Annotated in this window: 8 protein-coding genes, 1 tRNA gene and 1 pseudogene; 5 read left to right on the top strand and 5 right to left on the bottom strand. The window is 44.4% G+C overall.

The window, feature by feature from the left end; translation table 11 throughout:
- The first annotated feature begins 87 nt into the window (after positions 1 to 87).
- Positions 88 to 657 carry a response regulator gene (locus tag AC2VE5_RS22770; RefSeq protein WP_486889951.1) on the top strand — a complete coding sequence of 190 codons (570 nt, stop codon included), beginning with the start codon at positions 88 to 90 and terminating at the stop codon, positions 655 to 657.
- Positions 658 to 747: 90 nt separating this feature from the next.
- Here AC2VE5_RS22770 and AC2VE5_RS22765 read toward each other — a convergent pair whose 3' ends face one another.
- Complete coding sequence (locus AC2VE5_RS22765) at positions 748 to 2,244, bottom strand: polysaccharide biosynthesis/export family protein (RefSeq protein ID WP_486889950.1); 1,497 nt, start codon at positions 2,242 to 2,244, stop codon at positions 748 to 750.
- A gap of 185 nt (positions 2,245 to 2,429) precedes the next feature.
- Between AC2VE5_RS22765 and AC2VE5_RS22760 the strand changes: the two genes are divergently transcribed.
- Both AC2VE5_RS22760 and AC2VE5_RS22755 read left to right on the top strand, forming a co-directional pair.
- Positions 2,430 to 4,082, top strand: coding sequence for an alpha/beta hydrolase (locus tag AC2VE5_RS22760; RefSeq protein ID WP_486889949.1), 1,653 nt, complete (start codon positions 2,430 to 2,432; stop codon positions 4,080 to 4,082).
- On the top strand, positions 4,082 to 5,263 hold the full coding sequence (locus tag AC2VE5_RS22755) for an aldo/keto reductase (protein WP_486889948.1): 1,182 nt from the start codon (positions 4,082 to 4,084) through the stop codon (positions 5,261 to 5,263). The genes AC2VE5_RS22760 and AC2VE5_RS22755 overlap by 1 nt, the downstream gene beginning before the upstream one ends.
- A gap of 43 nt (positions 5,264 to 5,306) precedes the next feature.
- Here the strand turns inward: AC2VE5_RS22755 and AC2VE5_RS22750 are convergent.
- Together AC2VE5_RS22750 and AC2VE5_RS22745 are read right to left on the bottom strand one after the other, a co-directional pair.
- Positions 5,307 to 5,378: transfer RNA gene (locus tag AC2VE5_RS22750), tRNA-Asn, on the bottom strand.
- Positions 5,379 to 5,489: 111 nt separating this feature from the next.
- Positions 5,490 to 6,038 carry an NYN domain-containing protein gene (locus AC2VE5_RS22745; RefSeq protein ID WP_486889947.1) on the bottom strand — a complete coding sequence of 183 codons (549 nt, stop codon included), beginning with the start codon at positions 6,036 to 6,038 and terminating at the stop codon, positions 5,490 to 5,492.
- A 225-nt stretch (positions 6,039 to 6,263) separates the two neighbouring features.
- Here AC2VE5_RS22745 and AC2VE5_RS22740 point away from each other — a divergent pair, with 225 nt between their 5' ends.
- Positions 6,264 to 6,614 (top strand): hypothetical protein, encoded by a 351-nt coding sequence (locus tag AC2VE5_RS22740; protein WP_486889946.1) that lies wholly within the window; start codon positions 6,264 to 6,266, stop codon positions 6,612 to 6,614.
- Positions 6,615 to 6,678: 64 nt separating this feature from the next.
- On the opposite strand, the gene AC2VE5_RS22735 is transcribed toward AC2VE5_RS22740, so the two are convergent.
- Both AC2VE5_RS22735 and AC2VE5_RS22730 read right to left on the bottom strand, forming a co-directional pair.
- The gene (locus AC2VE5_RS22735; protein WP_486889945.1) at positions 6,679 to 7,353 is read right to left on the bottom strand and encodes an ABC transporter ATP-binding protein; all 675 of its coding nucleotides are present in this window, start codon (positions 7,351 to 7,353) and stop codon (positions 6,679 to 6,681) included.
- A gap of 14 nt (positions 7,354 to 7,367) precedes the next feature.
- Positions 7,368 to 7,643: a UPF0367 protein family gene (locus AC2VE5_RS22730; RefSeq protein ID WP_486889952.1), complete on the bottom strand. Its 276-nt coding sequence runs from the start codon at positions 7,641 to 7,643 to the stop codon at positions 7,368 to 7,370.
- A gap of 350 nt (positions 7,644 to 7,993) precedes the next feature.
- On the opposite strand from AC2VE5_RS22730, the pseudogene AC2VE5_RS22725 reads away from it, so the two are divergent.
- Positions 7,994 to 8,120, top strand: a pseudogene (locus AC2VE5_RS22725) (photosystem II D2 protein (photosystem q(a) protein)); the annotation flags it as partial.

Here is an 8,120-nt window from a genome sequence, read left to right as displayed (position 1 = left end):
CCCTTTCTCTGCTATGGGTTTCCACAATCTTCTGGCGCAAATCATTTGAGTAAGCTTTCATCCATTTAGCCATTAATAGTTGTAGCAATGCTTCTCACTTTATCTCATTCAATCGAGAACCGCTGTAAGCCCTTCGATGCCACGGTTAGAGTTCCAGCTTATATTGCTGGCTGTACGGTGCTGGGGACGGGTGAAGTAGTTACAGTCTTATCGCCAAACTACTTAGGTGAATTGATCGATCGACAGCCGTTGCCGAAGCTGCCAAGCGTTATCCTTAGACCACCAGTTCAAGAAAAAGCAACAATTTTAATTGTTGATGACTCGGTGGCTGTACGGAGATTATTAGAGCGAGTTTTGAGTAAGTCGGGCTACCAAGTAGTGCAATGTCGAGATGGCAAAGAAGCTGTAGAGACATTAAACCAGCCAGGCGACTTTTACGATCTAGTAATTTCTGATATTGAAATGCCCCGCATGGACGGCTTTACCTTACTTAGAGAGATTCGTACTTCCAAAAATTGGCAAAACTTGCCTGTAGCGATGCTGACTTCTAGAGAAAATGACCAGCACCGTCAAAAAGCTAAGGCTTTGGGGGCAAATGCTTATTTTACTAAGCCTTTTGCGCCGGATAAATTGTTAAGTGCGATTTGTCGCTACTAAATCCATAGATTCCGTTGGGGAAGGCGGCACGCAGCCGCCTTAAATACTGCGATAAGTAGATCGCCAAGCCTTTGACTTTCAAATAATTAGTTAGAGTCCAAACAATCTAAAAACACTAAAAACATTGAGTAAAGGATTGCCGACAGCGCCGATAGTGTCTCCCACTCTACCTAAGAAAGAACGGTTGATTACGACAATATCGTTATTGCGAAGGATAGGATTGACTTGTTCGCTAATACCTTGGGCTAAGTTAACTTTGACCTGGCGTTTGGTTACTGAACCGTTGGGATTTAGACGAATCAAATCGACGGTAGTTCTCCTCGCTCTAGAATCATTAAATCCTCCGGCAGCCAATATAGCTTGGTTGAGCGGTGTATTAGCTGGTAGTTCTAGAGTTGTACCGCCAGCACCGCCTGTAGCCCGCTTGACTTCTCCAATGACGCTGACTCGAATCGTCGCTGGGGAAAAACTTGCCGTTGCTACTACCGTACTTTCGGCAGGATTTTGTTCGGTAACGGTAGGAACAACGATTGTATCTCCATCTTGGACTAAGGTGTCTTGATAAGAATCACCAGCTAATAGTTGCCAAAAATTGAGATTGAGAGTTTGGTCTGTCCCAGACTTGGTTGGGCGGCGTAACTGAATACCGCGCACATCAGCTAAGGAGTTGATGCCACCAGCCAACTGAATTGCCCGCGATACTGTGGGCAGACCGCCCCCGGCACTGCCACTGCCTTGCTCAGTTGCGATCCCCGTCGTCGAGCCGCCAATTACTGTATAGGAGCCAGGACGGTTCACTTCGCCGACTACAGTCACTGTCCGGGGTCTATTCGTCGCTCCAGCAAAACTGGCGGTGGAAAACTGGCGGATTTCTGATAAATTCACCTCCGACGCTACAGGCACATAAATTGTATCGCCATCGCGCAGGGTAATATCTTGAGGTAAAACACCGCTTTGGATTAGTTGGGTCAAATCGAGATTGGTGGTTGTTTCCGGTCCCAGCCCTTGTCGTCGGCGTAACTGCACTTGACGAATATTGGCGGCTAAAGTTACCCCCTCAGCTAAAGTCAGCGCTCCTACTATAGTGGGATACTGTACCCCAGGATTGTCGCCAGCGCCGCCTTGCAAACCTACAGTGTAAGAGCCGGGACGATTTACTTCTCCAGCAACTACAACGTTAATTGGACGCGGCGAGACTAAACTAACGGTTACTAAAGGTCGTCGGAGGTAACGAGAATACCTGGCTGCGATCGCTTCTGCGGCTTGTTCTTGGGTTAATCCTAAAACTGTTATGCCACCTACTAAAGGCAAATACAGCGATCCTCCCGGCGGAATTTGATAGTCACCACTGTATTCGGGTACTTCAAACACGTTGATGCGGATGCGATCGCCTCCTCCCAACGTATAATCTAGCGGTGGCTGCACGGGTGTTTGAGCGGCAGGGATTGGCGCAGTAGGGGCTGGGGGCTGCTTTTGAATTAACTGGGCAATGCTTGGAAACGGATAAGCAATAGAAACCGTAGCCAATAAAGTTGTCAAACCCGCAACTGTTCGTTTCCTAACTACCGACGACACTTTAGATACCATAATGACGATGTAGTAAATTCTCTAAGTTTGTAGTCTTCATCATTTTAGGTTTTGTTTCCTTTATTTGCTTATTGACGTATCTAAGTAATTTTTGTTGCCTCAAATTATGTCTTGTTTTGGCTGCTAGGATAACACCGTCAACCGCAGGGGCGTACATAATAGAACCAAAAGGGGAATAAAACATTGTGATTAAGTTTAAACATAAATTGTTGTCTAGCGGTAGACGTAAGCTTGGCAAGCTGGCTCAAGAAAAATTTTGGTACTTGGCGGCGATTACTTTTGGGTTGCAAGTAGTCGCAACCCCAGCAATGGCAGCAGAAAAAGTTACGCTCAAGTTGGGCGCTTTTGAAAGTGCGATCGCGATTTCTGAGTTAGAACAATTTGCCAAAACGGGGAAATTACCCCCAGCTTTAGAACTTTACGCGGCTTTTCTAACGCCCCAAGTCCGCAAAGTTTTAAACAGCCGCCTGCAAGTAGATCCAAAGCTTGCAGATACATATATTAGTGAGTTATCTAGTTCGCCTTATGGAAAGCAGTTACTCAAATATTTGGGCGTAGCAATTCCTGACTTAACTTTGCCGCAACTCCAAGCCGCCGTTAGTTTAGCAGCGCAGCAAGCTAATGGGGTAAGCGTAGTTAGTTTAATTAAAGCTTATCCCCAAGAAAATATTGTGATCGATGCAAGTCGGGCGATCGCTTTAGCGGTAGAATTTAATCCCTCCTACTTGCAAAGTCAGGCGGTGGGTTCATTATTAGCAGATGAATTAGCTGTGACGAGCGGTACGGCTTTTAAGCCCCAATTTGACCCTGCTAGCTTGGGAAAAGCTACCGTAAAACAGCAAACAATAGCTTTTCAAGATCGAAAACGCGATCGCACTATTCCCGTAGATATCTACTATCCTCAGCAAAATTTAGTATCAACCTTACGCCCAACTCCCTTGGTAGTAATTTCTCCAGGGTTGGGAGCCAATCGCCAATTTTTTAGTTATCTAGCGCTGCATTTGGCTAGTCACGGGCTAACAGTAGCGGCATTAGAACATCCCGATCGCACTGCAAAAAATATATCTAATCTAAGTAGCCCTAATAAGTTGCTACCAGCTACGGCGTTTATTAATCGACCCAAAGATATTAGCTTTGTATTAGATGAACTAGGCAAGCTCAACCAGCAACCAGGGCTATTACAAGGCAAACTAACCACTGAGACTGTGAGTGTAATCGGTCATTCTTTAGGCGGCTATACAGCGTTGGCATTGGCTGGAGGAGAATTAAACTTACAACAGTTGCGTCAGGCGTGTAAAGATGTCAATCCTCTGGCTCAAGCACCCGCCGATTGGTTGCAATGCGGCGCGGCGAATTTAATTGATAGTAAGGTGCAATTGCAAGATAAACGAGTAAAAAGTGCGATCGCGCTTAATCCAGTGGTGGGACAGTTATTTGGAGAAAATGGTTTAAAGAAAGTTAGCATTCCTGTTTTAGTTTTAGCGAGTACCGAAGATGCGATAACTCCTATACTCAACCATCAACTGCGACCTTTTGCTCAACTTGGCGCTCAAAAGTATTTAGTTACAGCGATTGGCGGTACGCATTTAAGTGTCGGCAATCCTAGTAGTCAAGCAATTACGAATACTGGCACAATCAAAGAACTTCGAGGAGTAGAAGCGCAACCATTGCGGCAGCTAATTTCGGGGGTAAGTTTGGCATTCATCGAGCAATTGACACCACAAGCAAAAATTTATCAGCCTTTTCTTACACCTGCTTACGCTCAATCTCTATCTACCCCTAATTTACCTTTGCGTTTGAGTACCGAGCTACCAAAATCAGTTATCAATCAACCATAATGCAGTACCGACGATTTGGGCGTACAGAGTTGCAAATGCCGCTATTTTCTTGCGGCGGGATGCGCTATCAATATAAATGGCAAGATGTCCCCGCCGAGGACATTCCTGAAGATAATCAGCGAAATTTAGCAGCAACAATTAACCGGGCGATAGAAGTTGGCATAAATCATATCGAAACTGCTCGTGGGTATGGCACGTCTGAGTTACAGTTAGGTAAAATTTTACCTAACTTAGGGCGCGATCGCCTGATTATTCAAACTAAAGTTTCCCCTAAAGCTGACTCTCAAGAGTTTTTAGACAATTTTAAAAAATCTTTAGTCAATCTCAAGCTAGATTATGTCGATTTGCTAGGTATCCACGGTATCAATAGCAGCGAAAGTTTCAACCAAAGTATGCGCCCTGGTGGTTGCTTAGAAGTTGCTCAAAAGTTGCAATCTCAAGGTAAGGTAAGATTTATTGGATTTTCGACTCATGGCTCTACAGAAATTATTTTACAGGCGATCGCGACCAACCAATTTGACTATGTAAATTTGCATTGGTACTACATCAATCAAATCAATTGGGAGGCAATTGTGGCGGCTAAAGCTCATGACATGGGGGTATTTATCATTAGCCCATCCGATAAAGGCGGAATGTTGTACAAACCGCCTCAAAAGCTAGTAGATTTGTGCCAGCCTCTTAGTCCAATGGTATTTAATGACTTGTTTTGTCTGAGTCATTGCCAGGTAGATACTTTGAGCATTGGTGCAGCAAAGCCGCAAGACTTTGACGAACACCTAAAAACCTTAGAATTATTAGATCGGGCGGAGGAAATTTTGCCGCCCATTTTACACAAATTAGAACAACAGGCGATCGCTTGTTTGGGTGAAAGCTGGATAAAAACTTGGCATATCGGCTTGCCAAAGTTTGATGAAACTCCAGGAGGGTTAAATATCCCCGTTATTTTGGCACTGAGAGATTTGGCACTTGCTTACGACATGGTTGAATACGCAAAAATGCGCTACAACTTGCTAGGTTCTGGCGGCGACTGGTTTCCTGGTGCGAAGGCAGATAATTTAGCGCAGCTTGACTTGAGACAATGTTTAGAGGCTAGCCCTCATGCCGCCAAAATCCCGTCTTTCCTTGCCGAAGCACATCAATTACTAGGCGATCGGGAAATAAAACGCCTATCTCAGCAATGAACAAGGCAAAATCGCAAAAAGCGATAATTTTTAATTTAGTTAACTCCCCAGGCAAGATTCGAACTTGCGACCAATCGGTTAACAGCCGATCGCTCTACCACTGAGCTACTGAGGACTGCGAATATTTATATTAACTGCAAGCGGTAATATTTTGCAAGGGGTTTGCACAGATTTTTTAAAAATTTTTTGGTGTTCAATTTTACGATAAAAATAAGTTATAGGTTAACTATAATCCCATACGTAGTTCTGCTAGTTTTTGCCGAGCCTTAGCATCAATGGAATTGGCTAAAAACCGACTAGCGGACTGTTTGCGTTGTTTGTGCTTGCTGAGGGAAGTTTTGAGAGTTGATTCTACTTCATAGTTTAATTGCTGGGCTGACATCCATTCTGCGCCGTAGCCAACGACTACTAGCTGCTGGACGCGATCGCTTGTTGCCACAATCAGCCGACAAAGGTGAGATTGCTTTAAGTAGGGACGCAAGGCCGCGCAGGACTTTTCTATGTAAGTATCGGCAGTCTGACCAAAATCAGTATAGTGTACCGATAAGTTTTCATTAACAGATTCTTGACTGCTGCCAGTATTTTGATACTGGGCATCAAATACAACCTGAGTTGCGTAGCCTTGTAAGGCACTATAGTTTATTAGCGCGCAAACCAATTCCTCGCGCGCAGCTTCAAGTCCAGTGCGATCGCGCGTTCTTTTTAGATAAGACCAAGCGCCAATCATGTTATAACCGTCTATTAATAAAACAGCTTCGGGTAAAGAAGGAGGCATGATACATTCTCACCAATTATTGAAGTTAAATATATTTATTCACTAATTCTAATCGAATCGAAGTATCTGTTCTAACATTCCGACAGACAAAGCTATCTACTTGGCATTGGTCAAAAACTTATAGTTTTGAGTAGGCAATGCCTGTGCTACAACTTTATTTGGATTCCTGCTTCCTTAAAATACGAGGACAGTGCAAAAATACTAATAAATAAATGTGCAAAATTTATGGTGGAACGTCCCATTAAGAAGTCAGAGCGTCAAATCGCTCCTCCCAGTGATGCTGGGGACACGCAAGAAACACAGGAAACTCAACCCAACGTCGTTGAAGATGGTCTTGAGGCTACAACCGCATCACCAGAAAAGCGCAAAGTGATTCCTTCTATCCCTGGCAAAGAAAAGTCTCAGGGTAAAGGAAAAGGCTCTAGAAAAGAAGAAGAATCCGCAATACCGCCAACAAATCTGGCTTTGATGCGAGGTCCTAAGCCCACAAAGCCCAAGCCTCCAGTAGTTGCCCCTCCTTCTGAGGAAGTAGAGTCAAGTTCCGAACCCGATCTTGAAGCTGCTCCCCAAGAGTAAACAAAGAACTAAAAAACCCCTAGACCGATCTAGGGGTTTTAATTTCATCGAGATAGATATTTGTCTACTCTAAAGGTATTTGTTGGAGCAAACGTTGCTTTAAGCGTTGCGCGTCACCCCGATCTACTAAGTAGCCTTGATCCAACAAAAATGCGCCATCGCAATAATTTAACTCCTCCAACCGATGAGTCACCCATAGGGCAGTTAAACCACGACTTTTGACTAAGTTTCGGACTTGGGCGACTAATTCCAATTGGCTATCTGGATCTAATAAAGCCGTCGGTTCGTCTAATAACAGCACTTCGCAGTTGCGGGCGATCGCACCAGCGATCGCCACTCGTTGCTTTTGCCCGCCACTGAGCGCATAAATCGGTCTTCTTTGCAACTCCAACATATTTACGGCAGCTAAGGCTGCCTCCACTCGCTGGCGGACTTGAAAGATTGGTAGTTGTTCTTCTACCAGTCCAAAAGCTACGTCTGCGCCAACGGTCGGCATGACTAATTGATGGTCGGGGTTTTGAAATACAAAGCCGACTGGATGCAAGATTTGCACCAGTCCTGACTTAGGAGTGAGTAATCCTGCTAACAACTTTAGGAGGGTAGATTTGCCACTGCCATTAGTGCCTAGTAGCATCCAAAATTCACCTCTAGGAACTTCAAGGTCGCAAGCGGTTAAAACTTGCTCCCCTTGATGCCAGCTAAAATCTAAATTGCTAACTTGAACGGCAATTTCCGCCATCTTTACCCTAATTGTTATGTAGATTCCGACAAAGCAAAAAATCCTGGAGGTCTACCGCCACCAACTGCAGAGCCATCTTTTTGGGCTATTTGGACGCTGAGAATTTCACTAGAGCGGACCGCAGCTTTTTTCTCTGTTTGGCGATCGCACGTCAATTCGATCACTTCTGGCTGACCAGAACGCATCGCCTCCACAATTTGGGTATAAACCGCCTCTGCCTCTTCGCTGGTTTTTCTTTGGACTGATACGGGAAAGGCGGTACTTTTCAAGGTCAAATCGATAAAAATCATGGTTTTGGCAATAAGCACTATGTATAGTCCATTCTAACGCTCCCATGATGGAGGATCTAAGGGCGATCGCTCTTAGGCATCCAAACATTATTCTTCAAAAAAATTTATATTAATTTACCAAGCTTAATTTTTTGTGGCGAACGCCGCCGATTCCTTTTGATGGGATAAAGATTAAATTTTTCTAATTACCTTGCCACATATTGGCAGTTAGTTGTACAACTAGATTAGGAACAGGTAAAGAATCGTAAAGTAAACTTGTCAATCGATAGATTGTTTGTAAGAAGTACAACTTACATCATTCCATCGGACGATTCTCCTGTCGTACTTATAATATTTGGAGTTTTACTGTAATGACAATTGCAGTTGGCAGCGCACCGAGTCGCGGCATATTCGACACCGTAGACGACTGGCTAAAGCGCGACAGATTTGTATTCGTAGGCTGGAGCGGAATATTACTATTCCCCTGCGCCTACCTGG

The organism is Aliterella sp. E5.1, from assembly GCF_057473825.1.
This window is presented reverse-complemented; position numbering and strand designations above follow the sequence as displayed.